The sequence below is a fragment of the Congzhengia sp. genome (assembly GCF_037235575.1).
GTDB lineage: Bacteria > Bacillota > Clostridia > UBA1381 > UBA9506 > Congzhengia > Congzhengia minquanensis.
The window spans coordinates 140,472-160,185 of the sequence record NZ_JAXUNN010000039.1 but is presented as its reverse complement, the minus strand read 5'-3'; the positions used below and the strand labels follow the sequence as shown (position 1 = coordinate 160,185).

19 protein-coding genes are annotated in these 19,714 nt (G+C 46.6%); 3 read left to right on the top strand and 16 right to left on the bottom strand.

Features of this window, described 5'->3' with window-relative positions; all coding sequences use genetic code 11:
- Nucleotide 1: 1 nt before the first annotated feature.
- The 15 genes from WIG73_RS10265 to WIG73_RS10195 form a co-directional block, all read right to left on the bottom strand.
- On the bottom strand, nt 2-1,195 hold the full coding sequence (locus tag WIG73_RS10265; RefSeq protein WP_337400451.1) for a pyridoxal phosphate-dependent aminotransferase: 1,194 nt from the start codon (nt 1,193-1,195) through the stop codon (nt 2-4).
- 113 nt (nt 1,196-1,308) lie between these two features.
- Entirely contained in the window at nt 1,309-2,247 is a 939-nt protein-coding gene (locus WIG73_RS10260) for a dipeptidase (RefSeq protein WP_337400450.1), read from the bottom strand.
- 63 nt (nt 2,248-2,310) lie between these two features.
- The gene (locus WIG73_RS10255; protein ID WP_337400448.1) at nt 2,311-2,667 is read right to left on the bottom strand and encodes a YraN family protein; all 357 of its coding nucleotides are present in this window, start codon (nt 2,665-2,667) and stop codon (nt 2,311-2,313) included.
- Complete coding sequence (locus WIG73_RS10250; RefSeq protein ID WP_337400446.1) at nt 2,664-3,278, bottom strand: ribonuclease HII; 615 nt, start codon at nt 3,276-3,278, stop codon at nt 2,664-2,666. The genes WIG73_RS10255 and WIG73_RS10250 overlap by 4 nt, the downstream gene beginning before the upstream one ends.
- A complete protein-coding gene (gene ylqF, locus WIG73_RS10245; protein ID WP_337400445.1) occupies nt 3,275-4,141 on the bottom strand; it encodes a ribosome biogenesis GTPase YlqF in 867 nt (288 codons plus the stop codon). Before ylqF ends, WIG73_RS10250 begins: the two co-directional genes overlap by 4 nt.
- A gap of 78 nt (nt 4,142-4,219) precedes the next feature.
- Nucleotides 4,220-5,101 (bottom strand): signal peptidase I, encoded by an 882-nt coding sequence (gene lepB / locus WIG73_RS10240; RefSeq protein WP_337400444.1) that lies wholly within the window; start codon nt 5,099-5,101, stop codon nt 4,220-4,222.
- A 168-nt stretch (nt 5,102-5,269) separates the two neighbouring features.
- Nucleotides 5,270-5,611, bottom strand: a complete 342-nt coding sequence (gene rplS, locus WIG73_RS10235) for a 50S ribosomal protein L19 (RefSeq protein WP_249310845.1) — start codon at nt 5,609-5,611, stop codon at nt 5,270-5,272.
- A 180-nt stretch (nt 5,612-5,791) separates the two neighbouring features.
- Nucleotides 5,792-6,016: a DUF1294 domain-containing protein gene (locus WIG73_RS10230; RefSeq protein WP_249310846.1), complete on the bottom strand. Its 225-nt coding sequence runs from the start codon at nt 6,014-6,016 to the stop codon at nt 5,792-5,794.
- 48 nt (nt 6,017-6,064) lie between these two features.
- The gene (locus tag WIG73_RS10225; protein ID WP_337400442.1) at nt 6,065-6,877 is read right to left on the bottom strand and encodes a TlyA family RNA methyltransferase; all 813 of its coding nucleotides are present in this window, start codon (nt 6,875-6,877) and stop codon (nt 6,065-6,067) included.
- Nucleotides 6,874-7,521: an endonuclease III gene (nth, locus tag WIG73_RS10220; protein WP_177679016.1), complete on the bottom strand. Its 648-nt coding sequence runs from the start codon at nt 7,519-7,521 to the stop codon at nt 6,874-6,876. The genes WIG73_RS10225 and nth overlap by 4 nt, the downstream gene beginning before the upstream one ends.
- Nucleotides 7,522-7,526: 5 nt before the next feature.
- Nucleotides 7,527-9,842, bottom strand: coding sequence for a phosphodiester glycosidase family protein (locus tag WIG73_RS10215; RefSeq protein ID WP_337400441.1), 2,316 nt, complete (start codon nt 9,840-9,842; stop codon nt 7,527-7,529).
- 21 nt (nt 9,843-9,863) lie between these two features.
- Nucleotides 9,864-10,574, bottom strand: coding sequence for an ATP-binding protein (locus WIG73_RS10210; protein ID WP_337400440.1), 711 nt, complete (start codon nt 10,572-10,574; stop codon nt 9,864-9,866).
- 80 nt (nt 10,575-10,654) lie between these two features.
- Nucleotides 10,655-10,978 (bottom strand): AzlD domain-containing protein, encoded by a 324-nt coding sequence (locus WIG73_RS10205; protein ID WP_337400439.1) that lies wholly within the window; start codon nt 10,976-10,978, stop codon nt 10,655-10,657.
- Entirely contained in the window at nt 10,975-11,724 is a 750-nt protein-coding gene (locus WIG73_RS10200) for an AzlC family ABC transporter permease (protein WP_337400438.1), read from the bottom strand. The genes WIG73_RS10205 and WIG73_RS10200 overlap by 4 nt, the downstream gene beginning before the upstream one ends.
- Nucleotides 11,725-11,903: 179 nt before the next feature.
- Complete coding sequence (locus WIG73_RS10195; protein ID WP_177679021.1) at nt 11,904-12,719, bottom strand: family 16 glycosylhydrolase; 816 nt, start codon at nt 12,717-12,719, stop codon at nt 11,904-11,906.
- 139 nt (nt 12,720-12,858) lie between these two features.
- Here WIG73_RS10195 and WIG73_RS10190 point away from each other — a divergent pair, with 139 nt between their 5' ends.
- Nucleotides 12,859-13,647: an AraC family transcriptional regulator gene (locus WIG73_RS10190; RefSeq protein ID WP_337400437.1), complete on the top strand. Its 789-nt coding sequence runs from the start codon at nt 12,859-12,861 to the stop codon at nt 13,645-13,647.
- Between the two features lie 83 nt (nt 13,648-13,730).
- Here the strand turns inward: WIG73_RS10190 and WIG73_RS10185 are convergent, their stop codons facing one another.
- A complete protein-coding gene (locus WIG73_RS10185; RefSeq protein ID WP_337400436.1) occupies nt 13,731-16,634 on the bottom strand; it encodes a metallophosphoesterase in 2,904 nt (967 codons plus the stop codon).
- A gap of 430 nt (nt 16,635-17,064) precedes the next feature.
- On the opposite strand from WIG73_RS10185, the gene WIG73_RS10180 reads away from it, so the two are divergent.
- Together WIG73_RS10180 and WIG73_RS10175 are read left to right on the top strand one after the other, a co-directional pair.
- Nucleotides 17,065-17,856 carry a helix-turn-helix domain-containing protein gene (locus tag WIG73_RS10180; RefSeq protein ID WP_337400435.1) on the top strand — a complete coding sequence of 264 codons (792 nt, stop codon included), beginning with the start codon at nt 17,065-17,067 and terminating at the stop codon, nt 17,854-17,856.
- Nucleotides 17,857-17,957: 101 nt separating this feature from the next.
- A complete protein-coding gene (locus tag WIG73_RS10175) occupies nt 17,958-19,712 on the top strand; it encodes a Na/Pi symporter (RefSeq protein WP_177679291.1) in 1,755 nt (584 codons plus the stop codon).
- Nucleotides 19,713-19,714: the final 2 nt, after the last annotated feature.

Sequence of the window (19,714 nt, the reverse complement as noted above, 5' to 3'; positions counted from 1 at the left end):
TTTATTTAAGTTCCTGGGCCAAAAACGTTTCTAACCTGTTTAGGCCCTCCACTATATTTTCCATGCTGGTGGCGTAAGACCATCTAACAAAATCGTCAGCGCCGAAGCCGCTGCAGGGAACCAGGGCAAGCCCGGCCTTCTCCAGCAGCACGTCGGCAAAGTCGTCAGACGTATGAATGGTTCTGCCGCCGAGTAGTTTTCCCTTAAGCTGGGAAATGTTCATCACTACATAAAACGCACCGTGGGGATTTCTGCAGGACACTCCGGGAATGGAGTTAATGCGCTCCACCATATAGTCCCTGCGCTTTTGAAACTCCGCTTTCATGCGGGCGATTTCTTCCTCGCCGCCGTTTAAAGCCGCAACCGTTGCTGCCTGAGCAATGGAATTGGGGTTTGACGTGGCGTGGGACTGCAAATTGGAAATTGCCTTTGCAACCTCCGGATGGGAAGCGCTGTAGCCGATTCTCCACCCCGTCATGGCGTAGGTTTTCGACACGCCGTTAATGATGATGGTCAGGTCCTTAATTTTATCGTGAAACGAGGCAATGCTCACATGCTTGCCTTCGTAAATTAAATGCTCGTAAATTTCGTCGGCTACAACATAAATGTTATGTTTTACCGCAACCTCGGCAATAGAGCGAAGTTCCCTTTCTGTATAAACCATGCCGGTTGGGTTTGAGGGGCTGTTTAAAACCAGCGCCCGGGTTTTGGGGGTAATTGCGTCTTCAAACTCTTTGGCTGTGAATTTAAACTCGTCTTCTTCCTTTGTTTCAATAATCACCGAAACACCGTCGGCTATTTTCACCATTTCGGGGTAGCTCACCCAGTAGGGCGATGGAATAATCACTTCGTCGCCTTCGTTTAAAATTGCCATGAAGGTGTTCACTAAGGCGTGTTTTGCGCCGTTGGTTACGACGATTTGGTTTGGCTCATAGTCAAGGCCGTTTTCCCGCTTTAATTTGTCGCAGATTGCGCGCCGCAGTTCCATAGTACCTGCGGCGGGGGTATATTTGGTTTTGCCGCCGGCGATAGCCTCAACCGCAGCTTTTTTAATATAGTCCGGCGTGTCGAAGTCCGGCTCGCCGGTGCCAAAGCCCACAACGTCAACGCCCTCTGCCTTCATCTGTTTAAACTTTGAGTCAATCGCCAAGGTTGACGAAGGACTGATGCTTTTCACTTTGTCTGATATGTACAAGTTAATCGCCCCTCTAAATGATTTTTCAATGAAACACGGTTTCATTTTATCTTTTTTATCTCTTCTATTTTAATATATCCGGCGTAAAAATGCAACAGAAAATACAAATATTTTCATTTTTCTATTCTTTCCATAAAGTTTACCATGTTTTTGTGGGTGATTTTGTCAATTAATGCATCACTGTAGCCGCAGCGGGACATTTCGTTGAACAGTTTTACATAGTCCTCCGCGCCAAAAAAGCCTTGCGGCAGTCTGTCTACCCCGTCAAAATCGGAGCCAAGCCCCAGGCTGTTTTCTCCGCCTAAAGATAAAATATGATCGGTGTGGCGCAGAACGTCTGTTATGTCTGCCGTTTTGCTGTCCGTCAAAAAATCGGGATAAATATTTACGCAAACCATGCCGCCGGACTGCACAAGAGCGCAGATTTGCTCGTCATTCAAATTTCTCCTGTGGCCGCACACAGCCGCTGCGTTGGAGTGGGAGGCCAAAACCGGAGCGTTTGAGCGCTCTAAAACGTCCCAAAACCCCCTGGGCGTAATGTGAGACACGTCCACCATCATGTGCAGGCGGTTCATTTCCCGCACAACGTCTTTGCCAAAGGCTGTTAACCCCGCGCCCCGCTCAGACGCAGCGCCGTCGGTTACGTCGTTATTGTCGTTCCAGGCCAGGGTGATTGCCCGCACGCCCAACCTGTGAAACATACGCAGAGCGGAAAGAGAGCCGCAAAGCGCCCTTGCATCTTCAATGGCAAGAACTGCGCCGTGCTTCCCGCGGGACAGCACAGAATTTAGTTCTTCTGCCGTTCTAATTTCTTCCATGTATTCTTTGTTTTTTTCAAGCTCGCACTTAAGCCTGTCAATGATTTCCACCGCACGCAAAAGGGGATTTTTTTCCCGCTTGCTGACCCAAGCCGCGTAAAACTGAACATAGCTTTGATAGCCCTTCATTTTTTCAATGGACAAATGCCCCGTGTTTGAGAAAAGGCATTCGTTTTTGTCCAGCAGTTCGCTTGCGGTGTCGCAATGGGCGTCAATCACCGTGAATTGCTTCATAAATTACCGAACCTTTCCCCTGCTTTCATGAAAGCAGGCGCTTTATTTTCTTTCTTTAGTAATTTATGTAATAAATGCGTTTTCTATGTGGTTCACCGACAAAACCTTTCCGCCGGACAGAAGCACCTCAATTACATCAAAAGAAATTTCTCCGTCTAAGCGGTGTTCAAGCAGGTAGCTCTGTGCGGTTTTAATAATCTTTTGCTGTTTATAATAGTCCACCGCTTCGCTGGGCATTCCATAGCTCGCGCCGGAACGGGTTTTTACCTCGACAAACACAATTTTGCTTTTTCTTTGCGCAATAATGTCAATTTCGCCGAACCGTTTGCGGTAGTTTCGGGCCAAAATCGCGTAGCGTTTCTTTTTTAAATATACGCAGGCCGCGTCTTCCCCAAGCTTTCCGCTTTGTTGTGCATTCATTTAAACTCACCAAACTTTTTCTTTAAAAACGAGCGACGGTGTTGGGGGCACGGGCCGAACTCGGCAATTTTTTCAAAGTGTAGTTTTGTGCCGTAGCCCTTGTGCTTTTCAAACTGATACTGTGGATATTCTTTTGCCAATACCTCTTTTACAAACCGGTCCCGCGCTACCTTTGCCAAAATAGACGCTGCGGCCACAGACAAGCTTTTATTGTCCCCCCCCACAATGCAGTCGTGGGATAGTTCAATTCCCGGAGAACGGTTGCCGTCTACCAAAACGAACTCCGGACAAACGGTGAGCTTCGCCAGGGCCGATTTCATTGCGATAAACGTAGCGTTTAAAATGTTAACTTCTTCAATTAACGGAACCTCTGCCGCGCACACCGAAAATGCCAGGGCTTTTTCCTTTATTTTTGCTTCTAATGCCTCCCGTTTTTTTTCGGAAAGCTTTTTCGAGTCGCGGATACCTTCTCCCGGAAAATCAGGCGGCAAAATCACCGCCGCCGCGAACACAGGCCCTGCCAGCGGGCCGCGGCCCGCTTCGTCCACCCCGGCCAAGCAGGAAACGTGGTGTGCGGCCCGAACGGTTTGGTCAAATTCAAACAACGTCATTGCACGCTTACCTCCAAATCTTCGGGCTTTTCCAGGCTGATTCGTCCGATTTTTCCTGCACGAAACTCGTCCAGCAAAATGTTGGAGGCCCGCAGAAAGTCAATCTCGCCGCCGGAAACCACAAAACCGCGTTTTCTGCCCAGCAGTTCCACCAGCTCAAACCCCTGAAGCCCCTCTGTGTTTTCCAGCTTATACCGGGCGCAAAACAACTCCCGGTAATTTTGGTTTAAAAATTCTGCCAGTTTGCAGGCCAAAAGCTCGGTATCTATAATTTCGTCTTTAATGGAGCCGGTAAACGCCAAATGCAGACCCACCGTTTCATCTTCAAACTTGGGCCACAAAATTCCCGGGGTGTCTAACAGTTCAATGCCGCTTTTCAGGCGGATCCACTGCTGCCCCCGGGTGACTCCGGGGCGGTCGCCCACAGCGGCGCGCCGGTTACCGGACAGGCGGTTGATGTAAGAGGATTTGCCCACGTTGGGCACGCCGGCAACCAAAATTTTAATGGCGCGGTTCATGCCCTTTTCGCTGTCATTAGACAGTTTTTCGGCCAATGCGCGCTTAACCGCGGCCACCGACTCGTTAATGCCGCGGCCCTTTGCACAGTCTGCCAAAGTGACCTCAACATTGTTTTGTTTATAAAACGAAACCCACTGTTTGGTAACAGTTTCGTCTGCTAAATCTGCCTTGTTCAGCACCGCAACCCGGGGTTTGCCCTTTGTCATTTCCGAAATATCGGGATTTTGAGACGAAACGGGAATCCGCGCGTCTAAAATCTCCACCACCACATCGATGAGCTTTAACTTTTCTTCAATTTGCCGTCTGGTTTTCGCCATGTGTCCTGGAAACCACTGTATATTCATAATACACCTCAAATTCATAAAAAATAAGTACAACGGCAAGTGCGCACCGCCTTGCCGTTGTGGAATTTATTTTTTTGGTTAATCTATTTTGCCGATTTTAGAAAACGGAAACAGCCTGATAGAGGATTTTCCTACCACTTCACTTTCAGGAATTAACCCTAAGGTTCTGCTGTCGCTGGAATGATTGCGGTTGTCGCCCATAACGAAATAGCAGTTTTGCTTATAGGTGGTCTTTCCTTCTTCAAACACGCCGTCTGCCACCAGCTCGCTTCCTTTAATTTCAACACTGCCGTCCGCCCGCATGTCGAACGTCATCGTGCCCTTGCCCGCTTTTAAATTTGCCTCAGACATAATATAATCCAAATTCGCGATTTCGCCCTTTTTGGGCACGGTTAAGGGGTAGGCATACAGGTTTCCGAAAGAAATCTGCTTTTCTTTAATATACGGCTCGTCTAAAGTTACACCGTCAACCACCACGTTCCGCTCGCCGTCAAAGTCTACCGTTTGGCCCGGCAGAGCAATGACACGTTTAACAATATATTTTTGAATGGCTTCGGATTTTAAAATAACAATATCTTTTTGCTTTGGCGTGTAGAACGCTTTGCGCACCACCAGCCGCTCGTTGTGGTAGAGCGTTGGCTCCATGGACTGACCATCCACCTGCACCAGTGCAAACAGGAACTGGTTTATTAAAAGTGCCAGCACCACGGCAATGGCAATAGACGACGTCCATTCGTAAAGCTCCTTGGCCCAGCCTCCACGCACCTGGGTTTGGCCCATTTGGTCTAAAACATTGTCGGTGTATGCCTGAGCGGTGATATATTCCTCCTCGGTGAGGCTGTCGTCTGTTTCCGTGGGTGCCTCCGCAGGCTGCGCGCAGCCGTCAGGCTCCTGCACGTTATTTATTTCTTCAGGTTCCTTTTTTTCATCTTCTTCAGGAAGTCTGTTATTTTCATCCATAATTTACGTCCCCTTTCGAGACAATAATTCTATGCGCTTTTTCAATAGAAACGCATAGTTTAAATGGCAAGGGAGTTTAATCCGCACCCCTGCCATTACGACTACACATGTAAAAGCGGCAATCTGCGCTTTTCATAGTCTTGCCGCGAAATGCGGCAAAATCCGATTTTAGAGTTTTTCTTTTACCTTTGCAGCCTTGCCGACCCTGTCTCTTAAGTAATAGAGCTTTGCTCTTCTTACTTTACCCTTTCTTACAACCTCGATTTTTGCAATCTTAGGTGAATTCACAGGGAATGTACGTTCAACGCCAATTCCGTAGGACAAGCGGCGAACGGTAAACGTCTTCTGAATTCCGCCGTGCTGAACCTTAATGATGGTGCCTTCAAACACCTGAATTCTTTCACGGTTTCCTTCTTTAACCTTTACATGCACTTTTACGGTGCTTCCGACTTCTAACTCCGGCAAATCTGTTCTGATCTGGTCTTTGGTTAATTCCTTAATTAAATCCATTAAAAACTCCTCCTCTCCTTCAAAGACGTTCATGCCCGGTTAAACCGGCAGAGGACCATCCGTAGTACGAACATGAAACTGCAAAATACAATTTCACACATTCGTATATTATAATATAAATACCAAGAAAAAACAAGTGTATTTTAAAAAAAAGTTGAATTTTTTATCCATTTGTTACATTTAAAGCAGCACTGACGCCAAAACACCCAAAATTACGGCATTTACCACGCAGGCAAGCGGCACAAAAAACCGAAATTTTTGCTTTGCTGTTTTGTGGTGGAAAAGCGCCATTCCAAGCACTGCGCCAAAGCTGCCCATTAAAAACGCACAGGCAAGAAGCGCCTGCTCGCTTACCCGCCGGAACGAATAAATCGCGCACAGCTTATCCAGCCCGTATATCAGCATGACGCCAAAATTCCAAAGTAAAAAGTGAATTAAAAATATTTGCATGGTTTAGTCCCTTTTGTCCAAAACCTCGTGAGAACAAGCCACAACAGATTCCGCGTCCTCAGGCTGAACGGTGGTTTCTCCGCCCTTTTTTAAATAGATTAAATATTCAATATTGCCCTCAGGCCCTTTAATGGGGGAAAAGGAAAGGCCCAAAACGCTAAAACCCGCTTCCTGTGCAAAATCGTAGATGGCGCGCACCACCTCAACGTGGGTGGACTGTTCTTTCACTACGCCCTTTTTGCCCACCTTTTCCTTACCTGCCTCAAACTGGGGCTTTATAAGCGCCACAACCCCGCCGTTCTCTTTCAGCAGCTGAAACGCCACAGGAAGCACCAGCTTCAGCGAAATAAACGCCACGTCCACCGAGACAAAATCCAACGCTTCGCCTATGTCTTCCGCCGTGACGTAGCGGATGTTGGTGCGCTCTAAGTTCACCACCCGGTCGTCGCACCTTAATTTCCAGGCAAGCTGGCCATAGCCCACGTCCACAGCAAACACCTTTTTCGCGCCGTTCTGAAGCATACAGTCCGTAAAACCACCGGTGGAGGCGCCAATGTCCATGCAAACCTTATCCTTTAGCGAAATGGGAAACTCCTCCATGGCCTTTTCCAGCTTCAGCCCGCCGCGGCTGACATATTTTAAGCCGCCGCCACGCACCTCAATGGTTTGTGCCGCTGTTACAAAGGTGCCGGCCTTGTCGCATTTCTGGTTGTCCACAAACACCACGCCCGCCATAATCAACGCCTTAGCCTTTTCCCGGCTGGGCGCTAAGGCGTGTTCTGTTAAATAAGCGTCGAGCCTGATTTTATCCGTCAATTTTTTGCCCCCGTATTTTTGTTATAATAGTCGCAAACCGTGTTCATGCCGCAAATGGAGCACTGCGGCCGCCTTGCAATACAAATATTTCTGCCGTGCTCCACCAGCTGATGACAGAACAGACTGCCATATTCCGGGTCTACAATTTTTTTTAAATCCACCTCAATTTTGGCAGGGTCGGTGTTTTTGGTCAGACCCAAAAGGCCGGTTATGCGCTTGCAGTGGGTGTCAACCACAATGCATGGCTTGCCAAACACGTCGCCCAACAAAAGATTTGCAATTTTGCGCCCCACCCCGGGAAGGGAGAGTAAATCTTCCATGTTGTCCGGCACTTTTCCGTCAAACCGGTCTATCAGCACATTGGCGCAGGCCACAATATTTTTGGCCTTGTTTCTGAAAAAGCCTGTGGAGCGAATGATCTCCTCTACGTCTGCCGTATCGGCCTCGGCAAAAGCCTTTACCGTAGGATATTTTGCAAACAGCGCCGGCGTTACCATGTTCACCCGCGCGTCGGTGCACTGGGCCGCAAGGCAAGCCGAAACCAAAAGCTCGAAGGGGTTTTCATACGTTAGCGTACAGGGGGTGTCGCCATAGGTTTGGCACAGATAGTCGTGAATCACCTGCATTTTTTCTTTTTTTCGCATTGTTGTCAGTCTCCTATAATCGGTCTGTATTCATAGGTCACTTCATTCCCATTAATGGTAACCAACACATACTTTATGTAAGAGGGGCTGGTACCGTCAATCGCTACGCTTGGGAACACACCTGCGGTGTTTATGTAGCGCACGCCGTCGTCCACCGTGTTCTGGTTTACGAAGCCGCCGCCGAACACATACACATTTTTTCCGCTTTGTGCTGCTGCGTTCACAGTTTTCGTAAAGGATAAAAACTCTACCTGGTTATTGGAAATGAAATTTCTGTCTAAAAAGATAAACAGATTTTGGCCTGCGTTTTTCACATCGTTTTGGAATTTCGACCACACGGAAACATCCCCCGTGTAAACCTTGCCGGACACGTTAGGCAAAGTGATGAACGTATTTGGCCCGTCGCCGAAACAGTTATAATTTTTTGCCAGCACATAGTTGCTTGAAACCTTTTCAATCTCCTTTGTGTTGACGTTTGCTCCCAAAAATACCTGAAAGTCAGAAGAAAGCTTCATTTTATACAACGCGTTGTTCATGATAAATTGGTCAAATAGAGTGGAAACATCTCTGGTGTTGCCGAACACGGAGAAGCGGAATGCCCCTTCCTCGGTTAAATCTTTATATGTGTTTTGTGTGTCTGGTACGGTAATGTTGTCCGGCACGGCAATTTCCTCTGCCCCGTCAACCATCACGGCCATATTGGCTGAAATTTCGCCCAGAACTGCGGTAACCACCGCAGCGCCGGGGGCGGTTGCCGTAATGGCATCGCCGGAAACGGTAACTGCGCCGCCTGACACCGTGACAACCGCGTCGGACAGACGGATTTCCGCCTTGCTGCCGTTTGCGTCTTTGCCGATAATCACAGGTGTGTAGCTTTCGCCGGAATTTAAGGTGATTTTCGTTTCTTTAAAGTTCATTTCTCTCGGTGCCGGCAAAACGGTAAAGGTCTTTTCCGCGATGAACCCGCCGCACTCTGCCGTAACGTAAGATGTGCCTGTTTTAGACGGGTAGAACACGCCGTCTGATACGGTGCCGGTGCCGTCGGTAGCATAAACTGCAGAGGAAGTGTCAATCGCCGCCTGGCGGTTATAATCGTCCACCCCGGTGAGGTTTAGTTTCACCGAAGCATTCACAAACACATTGTCCTGAGCGTTAAACCGGGCTCTTGTTGCCGGTGCGTTATCCTCCGCCGTGGTCATAATTCCTAACGAGTTTGTCACCTTTCGGTATCCGCCGTCAGAGGGCTTGTTTACAACCTCTTTTTCGCCGTTATTGTCCACCGCCATTAAGGTAGAGCCGCCGCCGTCAAAGTTCAGCGCTGTGTAACAGCCAAGATCTGCCATTAAATAGCCCAGTTCTGTTTGGGTCATTCCTTTTGAGTCTGTTCTTCTGCCGTCCACCGCAACAATGGTAACAACTGTGCCGGTTTGGTCAATGCCCACTGCGCTTCTGGGGTTTCTTCCCGAAATGTTGTGGGAGAATTTCGACGGCACTTTGCCCTCGCTTAAAATAATTCCGCCGCCGCCCACTGCAGTTTCAATGTAATTGATGTCCGGCGTGGACTGAATATCCACCGAAATCACGTCGCCTATATTTACATTGTCTAACAAAAACGTGTTGTAGGACATGTGGGACGCTAAAACATAGCCGCCCTTTGGAATCACGATAGGGTCTGACTCTGTCACCTTGTTTACCACAGTGCCATTTTCGTCTACGGCAACTTCAATGCTGCCGCCTTTTGAGCCGACGGAATATTCGCCCCAATCGTCGGTATACATAACGATACCTGTTAAATCGTCGTATTTGTTCACAACCTTAATTTTGTCCGTCTTGCCGTTTGCGGCAGTAACGCTCATGTTAAACACAAAAGCGTTTACATAGAACCGCTCGTCTCCGAACACCTTATAAAATGTGTTCATGTTTTCTGTTACCGAGGCAGAAGACGTGAGTTTTCCGTCCCGCACCTCAACGCCCACGGCGCTGCCCCGGCCGCTCTGGCCCCGCTTTGCCGCAAAAAAGTCAGCGTTCACCGCGGCTAAGGCCCCGCTGTCTACTGCCATTTGATAGGTGTTTTCCAAAAAGCTTTCTCCGTTTTGACTTTTTAAAACCTCTAACTTCACGCCGGGGGCCTTTAAGTCTGCCTGCACGGCGTAAACGTCCTGCCAGCCATAGTCCTCAAGCCGCTGAATATGTTTATAGGTCACGCCGCCGATCAGTTCGCGCTCCTCCACAACCTCGTTTAAAACAGCGGCGTCTGCGATAAAGCTGCTAGACAGCGCCAGGGTAAATATTGCAATGAAACTTACCATTCGTTTTTTCATAATTCGCTCCTTTCTGATTGCCTAAAGGCTCCATCCCTTTATTCCGGATTTTTGAACCGCTGTAAAAATACGGTGTTTTAAGCCGGGATTTTCCTGGTCTAACCCTTCTAACAGGTCGGCCACATACTGCCGTTTGGTGTTTTTGTCCGCCGGGCAGGTGCTTTTCACCACCGGCAGCGCGGTATTATTGGCAAACCGCACAATGTCTTTTTCCTCCACATAAATCAACGGACGTAGCACCGTCACGTCCATCCGCTCTAAATATGTAACGGGGGCAAAGCAGTTTAGCCTTCCCTCATAAAACAGGCTGAGGAAAAAGGTGTTCACCACGTCGTCAAAATGGTGGCCGTAAACAATTTTTTTAATGTCCCGCTTTTTTGCCGCGGTACACATGGCGCCGCGCCGCAGATTCGCACACAGCGAGCAGGGATTTTCTTCTTTTCTGTAATCAAAAATGATTTGTTTTATGTCTGATTTTTCTATGTGATATGGAATGTCGTTTTCTTCGCAAAGCGCGGCCACGGCTGCAAAATCCATATTGTCAAAGCCCATGTCGATGGTAATTGCCTCTAAATAAAACGGTTTCGGGTAAAAGCGCTGAAGGTTTTTCATGGCCATTAGGGCCGCTAACGAGTCCTTCCCGCCGGAAACCCCCACAGCGATTCTGTCGCCGCTGTCAATCATGCTGTAGTCTTCTGCCGCCCGGCGCAGTCTGCTTAAAATTCGTTTCATGTTTGGTCTCCTTACAGGTGCTATATTTATTTTACCATAAAACGCCCTTTTTTTCAACCTTATTTTTTCACCATAAGGCCTTAAAGCATGAACGCGGCACTCAAAACCAGTTCTGCCGCAAACACCACAGCGCAGCTGATAACCGCCACCTTAAAAAGCCCTGCGCCGCGCCAGGCCGAAACTGCTCCGGCAGCAAGAGCTAACCCGCCGGAGATGGGGCTTTGCGTGGCGTGCAAAATTGCGGGAAATGTCATCACCGCCAGGGTTACGTAGGGCACATAGTATAAAAATGATTTTAAAAATCTGTTTTGAATTTGTTTTTGAATTAAGGCAAGGGGCAGCGCACGGATTGCAAACGTTACACCCGCCATAATTAAAATGTAAGCATACATGTTGTGTGTCATGCCGTTTTCTCCTCCGGTTCGTCTTTTTTCGGAAAAATCAGGGCCGCAGCGGACGAAATTGCCACTGTTAAAATAATAATCCGCACGCCCTCGGAAAGCTGGGACAAAACCGGCAGGACAGACGCAGAAAAACTGAGCACAAAGCAGGCGATTACAATTCCCGCTATTACTTTATCTTTCCTCGCAGGCGGCACAAACACCGCCAGAAACATGCCAAACAGCGCAACGCTTAACGCGCTGACAATCCGCACTGGGAGCACATTGCCCGCAACTGCCCCAAGGGCTGTCCCAAACGCCCAGCAGGGCGACGCAACAAAAAACGCGCCATAGGAGTAGTATGGATTTATACTTCCCGGCCTTGCCACCGCAATGCCGAACAACTCGTCCGTTAAGCCAAAGCTTAGAAGCAGACGGTGCAAAAGGCCTGTGGCCGGCGCAATTCGCTGGCTCATGGCACAGCTCATCAAAAGATACCTAGCGTTGGCAACCATGGTAATAATTGCCACCTCTACAAAAGCAGCGTCTGCCGCAATTAAGGTAAACCCTGCATATTCCCCCGCCGAAGCGTTACACAAAAGGCTGACCAAAAAACCTTGAAACGGCGAAAGTCCGGCGTTTTGGGCGGCAATGCCCAAAGAAAACGAAACCGCAAGGTAACCTAAGCCGATTGGAATTCCGTCGCGCATGCCGGTGCGGAACGCATGGTAATTCTCTTTTCTTATGATATTGTTCTTTTTGCTTAACACGTTTTTTCCACCTCAGTTTATATTGTACCAAAAAACGAAAACGGTTGCTTGCAAGCATTTTCAAAAATAATTATACCATGCAACAGCGGGTTTGGTCAAACGAAAAGAAAGAGTGCAAAAGAAAATTTGCACTCTTTCCCTTAATCTGAATTTAAAATCCGTTAAATCAATGCTTTTTTCTATTTTATCTCGTCAAATACACGTACATAATCCACTGTGAATACGTCTCCTACAGCCTCTTTCGCCTCACTTGTTGCACATCGTTCTTTAGCGCGGTAGCCGTTCACCTCGGTAGAAATTAATATAAACTGCGGAATTTGTGAAACAGGCCCGCTGATGTGTCCGTCTTCTTTTCCATCAACATAAAAGGTATATCCATTTTCATTCCATTTCATTCCAAACACATGCCATTCGTCCACATCAAGTGCCAATCCGTTTCCGGCCTTTGCAACCTGATGATCTTCGCCGTACCCGTTAAAATGATTGCAATGTTCAATGATTTTCCCAGGCGTAAAGCTTTCCATAATATCATTTTCCACGCCGGAAACTTGTGGATCAGAACTGGAACCGATGACCGGAGACTGCAGCCAAAACGCAGACCACCACCCTGCTTTTTTCTGAAGCTTGCACCGGCATTCATAATATCCGAATTTATGCAAAAATTTGTGTTGTTTTAATTTGCCGATAGGCCAAACGAGGCCGCCGTTCCAACAATCCTCCTCCGCGCTTTCCGCATCCATAAAATTATACCCTGTCTGAAGCTGAGAGGAACATATTTCGCCGTTTTTTTCGTATATGGAAAACACAGCATGTGACTTTCCATCAAGTCTTACGCCCTCATCATCCCATGTTTTATGGCGCTTCCCCATCATATGCAACCGAAAATCCCATTTGCTTCTGTCAAGCTCTGTTCCGTCAAATTCATCGTACCAAACTAATTTCCAGTTTCCCGGAGGCAATAAACTCGGTTCGTGCCCCTTAACTTGAAATTCCATTTTTTTCATCACGTCCTTATTTTTTATTGACTTTTATAAATTTTTCTAAGATAATATTTATTATAGAGATATTTCACCTATTTTTCTATGTATAATGTTATCTATTTTTTATAAAATCTTATTTTGGACGGTGAATGCTTTGGCTCTTTTTCATTTGATTGAAGTCGGATATTATGTATCGAAACAGTTTTTTAAATGCGAAACTACGCCGCTGCGTCCGGTCGACTGTTTTGATTTGGAATTCTACACCACAGAAAACGGTTTTAGTTTTATAAACGGCGTTGCTTATCCCCACCGTATAGGAAACATTCTTTTGGCCGCTCCCGGTTCAAACAGATACAGCAAAAAAAGCTTCGAATGCTATTTCATTAAATTTATGCCGACATTTCCTACCGCTGAAATTGAAGCGCTAAGTCTTGCTCCATTGGTATATAAATCATTCAATTATCAGTGGTTTTCCGGGCTTTTTTCGGAATGTGTGCAGGAATTTTCTTACCACTCTGCCGGATGGGAAACAATGATATCCGGGAAGCTGACCCAAATTCTGGCCGGAATACTGCGAGAGCAAAAACTATATACCGGCGGATCGCTTAAGGTTTACGCCGACAACATTTATGCCGCAGAGGAATTTATGAAAAAGCATCTGAAAGAAGAACTGACTTTGGCGGATATAGCAAGGTCCGCAGCGCTAAGCCCCAGTTTTTTTCACAAAACTTTTAAAGAACTTACCGGTCAAACCCCCTGGCGCTTTTTACAAATTGAACGTTTAAAATTGGCCCGCCATCTCGTACTGAACAGCAGGCTTTCCTTAGATAAAATTGCAGATTTATGCGGATTTTGCAGCCGTCAGTATTTTGACACTGTCTTTAAAAAGGAATTTCACCAAACACCGGCCTGCCTCAGAAAATCTGTTAAGCGAATTATTTAAACCGAGATATAAGAGGCTGAAAATACGAAAATGTATCTTCAGCCTCGCTATAGATTAATAGGTGTTTATCTTCAGACAATGATTTACGATTCTGTTTTGCAGTAATAAATGAATGCCTCGCCGATGCCGCCGGTTTGTTCGGTAAGCTTCATAACCGTTCCGCCGACAATGGGCGTTCCGGCATTTGTATAAGAAAATGCAATGCTTCCATCTTCTTTTCTGTAATTTGTCTGGTCGTAGGTTGATGATTTCTGGCCGAACTGGAAGCGAACTCCATCATAGATAACGCTGGCGCTCTGCTCGTGCAGATGGCCGGTAAAAAGAGAATCGGCCCCTATGCGCTTCATGGCGTTATATGCACTGTAGTCCGCGTCGCAAACGCTGCTGATTTTGCCTCCAAGATAGCCGAAATCGCCGGCTTCTTTATTCTCAATCGCATCTATATCGATCGGTGTGAAGGAATCATCGTTTGCAAATCCATATTTTATATAGGCCTGTTGGAACATTGCCAGGGGAATATGAAACGCAAAGGAAACTTTTGTTTCAGGTGAAAGAATATTAATTTTCTTTCCGACGTCCGTATACCACGCAATTTGATCCGTGCCAAATCCAATGGCCTTTTTAGAATGACCGTTTGCAAAAGAAGCATTACTCATGTTTCCGCAGCCGTTGGAGTCCAGCATGAAGAAAACCCGCTTTAAAACACCGCCCTGGAAAATTCCCACGGTGTAGTTTCCATTTCCGGTCAGACTTCTTTGCTTAAAAAGGCAATTCTGAGCATTTTCAAACCGATCGCATTGCCAGTCTGCCCCCATAGCGCTTTCATTTTCATGATTACCAAAAACCGGCGCCCAGGGAATGCCAAAGCCTTCCATAAACTCTACAAGCTTTGTAAAGGACGACCCATTGTCATCAAACTCGCCATAAACCAAGTCGCCGGTGAGCAAAATCAAATCCGGTTGGGTCGCTTCAATAGCTTCTTTCATGTAGGAATAGCATCGGGCATCCATTTGGTCTTTCGCGTAATATGCATCCAAACTTGCCCCGAGCCGTTCCGGCGTGCGCTCCTGGGAGGCGTCGATGATCTGCGGGTCGGTTAATTGAAGCACCACTGGCTCTCTGCCTTCTGGCACGGTTACTTTAAAATCAACCAAATCGTCTAGCCCCACTGCTTCCGCCAGCACAAAAGAGTCCCCCTGGAGCTTGTCGTTCCACAAAAAGGCTTTTGCTTTATATTTTTTTTCTGCCTCTGCGGCAAAATTGTCGATGGTTAAGGTTATTGCGTCTTCATTGATAGCCCCAATGTGACTTGCAACGCGCACCAGCTGTTTTTCATCGTCGTAAATCGCAAAAAATGCCATAATGTTTTGTTCGTGAGGTACGGTTCCGTTTGTCTCAATTTTTGCAATTAAATCTCCGTTTTGCACAAGGGAAATTTTGTTTTCCTCGACAGTGCTTCCCAAATACATTGCAGCCGCAGGTTTCACAGGTTCGGCCGTTAGAAAAGGAATGTACATAAATGTATTTTGAGTGGATCCGTCGCCAATTTGCTTCCGGGAAATTTTTAGTGTATGCCGGCCGGCAGAAAGCTCTGTTTGAAACGTAAGTATTTTGTTTTTATCCGTCCAGGCGGCAGGATCATATTGTACAGCCCCTTTTTCCGTTCCGTCAACTGAGAAATACACAGGCTCAGGATATGCCGTCTGGCTACCGCTGTAAACCGACGTATACACCCGGAAGCTGTATTGACCCGCCTTTGGAATATTTAGCGTATAATCCGCATATCCTCCTTTCGTAATCAAAACAGAAATCGGGGCTTTGTTCCACGGTGTTGCAAGCTCCCCGGATTTTGGCTGGCCGACAATAGCATACTCCGGATAATTTGCCGGGATATATGTTTCCATTTCATTTGTAAAGTCGTGGTTATTTAAAAAATGGTCGGTGTTTTGGTTCGTTCTTGTGTAATAGTGCGACGGAATCAGCGTTTTTCCGCTTACGTCAATATCGGTACAAATTACGTCAAAGTAAGATGTGGTAAACCCGGCGGATGACGTAATAGTAAATGTGTATGGAACATTTGCCTTGAGCGCTACCGTTCCGGTCGTGCCGGTGCCGACCCTTGCGTAAGGCTTTTGCCCGCTTGCGGCCCCGTTCCAGCCCACGTCGGTGCAAACAGCTGTCTCCGCTCCGCTGTCCTGCTCCGTTACCGTTGCTGTAAGCGTGCCGTCGCTGTAATCTGTGTTGCGGTTTGCCATAAACGCATAATTTCCGTCCTTTAAAACGGTGAAATCAAAGCTTGCCGAAGCAGACGCTTTAATTTTGAGCGGCGAAGGGAGTTCAATCCGCGTCAGACCATCGCCCGCCTGAACAACCTTCCCCTGCACCGGAACAAATTGAATATAGTCGGCAAAAAACTTAAATGCCTTATAATTACCGCCTGATATTGTCACTTCCGCCTTCAGCGTGTTTTCTCCCTCATTGAGATAGCAAACGGAAGAACCTTTAAACAGGGTCATACCCATATGCTGCCAGGGATAAATCCGAGTTTTGCCCCCGTTTTCATTGTCCTGATATTGGGAAAGATCCTCTATCTGTGTGTTGTTTTTTATATTGTCACCGGCCAATTCATCATTGACGGTCAGTGATACTTGGCTTAAATCCACCGTGTTTGCTCCGGCATTGCCAAGGGCATAATACACATCGTAATACCCCGCCTGGGGCGCGGTAAAGGTAAAGGCTGCGCTCGGGTCTATGTGTGTTCCGGTATTCCCCCATAAGGACTTTCCGCTGGCATATTCTACCGACACATCACCAGGCTTCTCTGCTTCCGTTAGCAGGTTGCCGGCATTTGCGGCTTGTGCCAACGTTTCAAACTCAAGCTGAAAAGCGCCCTCAGGGAGTGCCTCCTGCTCAGCCGCAATGCTTGCCGGCGCAAGCGCGCTCAGCAGCAATGCAGTGCTAAAAAGTACTGCTAAAAATTTTTTCATAACATCTACCTCTCTTCTCCGTTAATCATTTGATAAACTATCCCCATAGCTTATTAACAACATTATATTCGAAACAGTTTCAGATAACCATAATATTTTAGTGCAAAATAGATAAAAAAACATAAAAAAATTGTTTTGAAAGTTAAAATATGATATAATAAACACAACGCCAAGGAGGAAAAGCGCAAACGCTTTTCCGAGATGTGTTTATTGTATCGGTGTGAAGCAAGCCGATTGGCGGCTTGCACCTATGGTATAATATTCGCAGGAAGCCTTGCTTCGCAAGCCTTCGGGCGGAGCCCTTCCGCGCTTGAGCGCGAACTGCGAAATTGACGGCTTCGCAAAAATGCCCTTGCAAGCAAGCATTTTTACTTATGGTATAATAAAAACAAGAAACGAATGATATGAAACGACAGGAGATGGAATTGCCATGTCAATTGTTTATTTTAATGAATGTTCTGAAACGATTTTTTATAATCGGGCTCAAACAGCAAACCCTTTTCTTCTGCCGGATGTGCAGTGTCATGCCAATTACGAAATTCTGTTTATGATATCGGGAGGCATTTTGCATTTTACCGATTACGGAACCTATTATCTTGTCCCCGGCGATTTTCTGTTGATTCCTCCTTATGTAAAACACCAGTCCTATCACAATGCTATGACGGAGCGAATTGTTCTTTCTTTTTTTTCCACCCATATTAAAAATATGGACAAGCAGATGTTAACCTGTTTTCAAACTCCACACATTAAAGACGGCTGGAGTTTGTTCCCCCTTTTAGAGGAAATCGGAAAAGAATATAAACGAGATGAACCGTTGTCCCTCTGTGCGGTTGAAGCTTTAACAAGCCTTTTGCTCATTCATCTTTCCAGGATTACCGCCGGCAGTCCCGTTCCAGAATCCAACCCGCTGATGGAGCAGGTGAAAATAGACATTACCGAGCACTACATGCTGGATATTTCCCTTGATGATTTGGCATTAAAATATAACATGAGCAAAAGCCATTTTTCAAAGAAGTTTAAAAGCTACGCAGGGATGGGGTTTCACGAATTTTTAACCCTGGTTAGAATTCAAAATGCAGAACGGCTGCTTGTTACCACTTCTGAGTCGGTTACCGAAGTCGCATCATTGTGCGGGTTTAACGACAGCAGCCACTTTACCCAGACCTTTAAAAAACTAAAAGGAATGACACCGGGAGAATATAAGAAAAAGAACAGAATTTAACCAGTTTGCTACAAATTTTACATAAATTTTACATAAATCTATTTTAAACTTAACGAGAATATAATAAAATGGATGTAAAGTTTTTGTTTACGGAGGAAAAAATGAGTATTTTTTCAGTATTTACACTATTAGGTGGTCTTGCAATTTTTCTGTTTGGAATGAATGTAATGGGCGAGGGCTTGGAAAAGCGCTCGGGCGACCGGTTAAAGTCAATTTTAGAGCACTTAACCTCCAGCCCCATTAAGGGCCTGCTATTAGGCGTAGGCGTTACGGCCATCATTCAAAGCTCCTCCGCCACCACGGTTATGGTGGTAGGGTTTGTAAATTCCGGCATTATGAAGCTCTCACAGTCCATCGGCGTAATCATGGGCGCAAACATTGGTACTACGGTGACTTCGTGGCTGCTGAGCCTTTCCGGAATTCAGGGGGACAACTTTTTTCTTCAGCTGGTAAAGCCTTCGTCCTTTGCGCCGATTTTAGCGTTCATTGGCATTATTTTTGCTATGTTTTCAAAGTCTGACAACACAAAAGCCACCGGCTCAATTTTTCTTGGCTTTGCGGTGCTGATGACCGGCATGGATATGATGTCTGCCGCAGTGAAGCCCCTTGCTGAAAATCCTGATTTTGCAAACATGCTGCTTCTGTTCTCAAATCCCGTTTTAGGCATTTTAACCGGCGCGCTGCTCACGGCGATTATTCAAAGTTCATCTGCTTCTGTGGGAATTTTGCAGGCTCTGTCTGTTACGGGCAGCATTACATATGCCAATGCTGTTCCCATTATTTTGGGGCAAAACATCGGCACCACGGTAACAGCCCTGCTCTCTTCCATCGGCACCAACAAAAACGCCAGAAGAACGGCTGTGGTTCATCTGTGCTTTAATGTAATCGGCGCGCTTGTCTTTTTAATTTTGTTTTACACCTTAAAGGCCACTATTGGATTTCCGTTTATTAACGATTCCATTAATGCGGCAGGAATTGCAGCGGTGCACACCATTTTTAACTTAACGTCTACGCTGATTTTGTTCCCCTTTACAAAATGGCTGGAGAAACTGGCGTATTTTATTATTAAAGAAGATGGCCCCAACGGAAAAGAAGAGAAAATTTCCCTGCTGGACGAGCGTTTGCTTGCTACCCCCTCGGTTGCCATAGCCCGTGCAAAGGACGTGACCGATCACATGGCGGTGCTCTCCCGGGACAGCCTGTTTTTGGCTATGTCGCTCATAAAGGATTTCAGCAGTGAAAAGGCGGCCATTATTCGGGAAAATGAGGAGATTGTGGACAAATATGAGGACAAGCTAGGCACCTATCTGGTAAAGCTAAGCCGCGAAAGCTTGTCGTTGGATGACAGCCACGAAATATCAAACCTGCTCCACTCAATCGGCGATTTTGAGCGCATGAGCGACCATGCTGTAAACTTGGCCGAGGTGGCAGAGGAGATATTTACCAAAAAAATCATGTTCTCCTCAGACGGCATGAAAGAAATTCAGGTCATTTCCCGCGCGGTGGCAGAGATTTTAACACTGACCACCGATGCGTTTATGAAAGAGGATTTAGAGCTTGCAAAACAGGTTGAGCCATTAGAACAACTGATTGACCGGCTGAAAAACAAAATGAAAAACAGGCACATTCAGCGGGTGCGCAAAAACGAGTGTTCCATTGAAACCGGGTTTGTGTTCTCCGACCTATTAACCAACTACGAGCGGGTGGCAGACCACTGCTCCAACGTTGCGGTCTGCTTAATTGAGGTTGCCAACGACAGCTTTGAAACCCACGAATATCTCTCCAACGTTAAGGGAAGCGGCGGCAACGATTTTGCACAGCGGTATGAGGCTTATAAACAAAAGTATGTAATTTAATT

Bases quoted from the DNA above. Each gene is read 5' to 3' on its own strand.
- WIG73_RS10260 (WP_337400450.1), bottom strand. From the start codon at position 2,247: ATGAAGCAATTCACGGTGATTGACGCCCATTGCGACACCGCAAGCGAA.
- WIG73_RS10255 (WP_337400448.1), bottom strand. From the start codon at position 2,667: ATGAATGCACAACAAAGCGGAAAGCTTGGGGAAGACGCGGCCTGCGTA.
- WIG73_RS10250 (WP_337400446.1), bottom strand. From the start codon at position 3,278: ATGACGTTGTTTGAATTTGACCAAACCGTTCGGGCCGCACACCACGTT.
- ylqF (WP_337400445.1), bottom strand. From the start codon at position 4,141: ATGAATATACAGTGGTTTCCAGGACACATGGCGAAAACCAGACGGCAA.
- lepB (WP_337400444.1), bottom strand. From the start codon at position 5,101: ATGGATGAAAATAACAGACTTCCTGAAGAAGATGAAAAAAAGGAACCT.
- rplS (WP_249310845.1), bottom strand. From the start codon at position 5,611: ATGGATTTAATTAAGGAATTAACCAAAGACCAGATCAGAACAGATTTG.
- WIG73_RS10230 (WP_249310846.1), bottom strand. From the start codon at position 6,016: ATGCTGATATACGGGCTGGATAAGCTGTGCGCGATTTATTCGTTCCGG.
- nth (WP_177679016.1), bottom strand. From the start codon at position 7,521: ATGCGAAAAAAAGAAAAAATGCAGGTGATTCACGACTATCTGTGCCAA.
- WIG73_RS10215 (WP_337400441.1), bottom strand. From the start codon at position 9,842: ATGAAAAAACGAATGGTAAGTTTCATTGCAATATTTACCCTGGCGCTG.
- WIG73_RS10210 (WP_337400440.1), bottom strand. From the start codon at position 10,574: ATGAAACGAATTTTAAGCAGACTGCGCCGGGCGGCAGAAGACTACAGC.
- WIG73_RS10205 (WP_337400439.1), bottom strand. From the start codon at position 10,978: ATGACACACAACATGTATGCTTACATTTTAATTATGGCGGGTGTAACG.
- WIG73_RS10195 (WP_177679021.1), bottom strand. From the start codon at position 12,719: ATGGAATTTCAAGTTAAGGGGCACGAACCGAGTTTATTGCCTCCGGGA.
- WIG73_RS10185 (WP_337400436.1), bottom strand. From the start codon at position 16,634: ATGAAAAAATTTTTAGCAGTACTTTTTAGCACTGCATTGCTGCTGAGC.
- WIG73_RS10180 (WP_337400435.1), top strand. From the start codon at position 17,065: ATGTCAATTGTTTATTTTAATGAATGTTCTGAAACGATTTTTTATAAT.
- WIG73_RS10175 (WP_177679291.1), top strand. From the start codon at position 17,958: ATGAGTATTTTTTCAGTATTTACACTATTAGGTGGTCTTGCAATTTTT.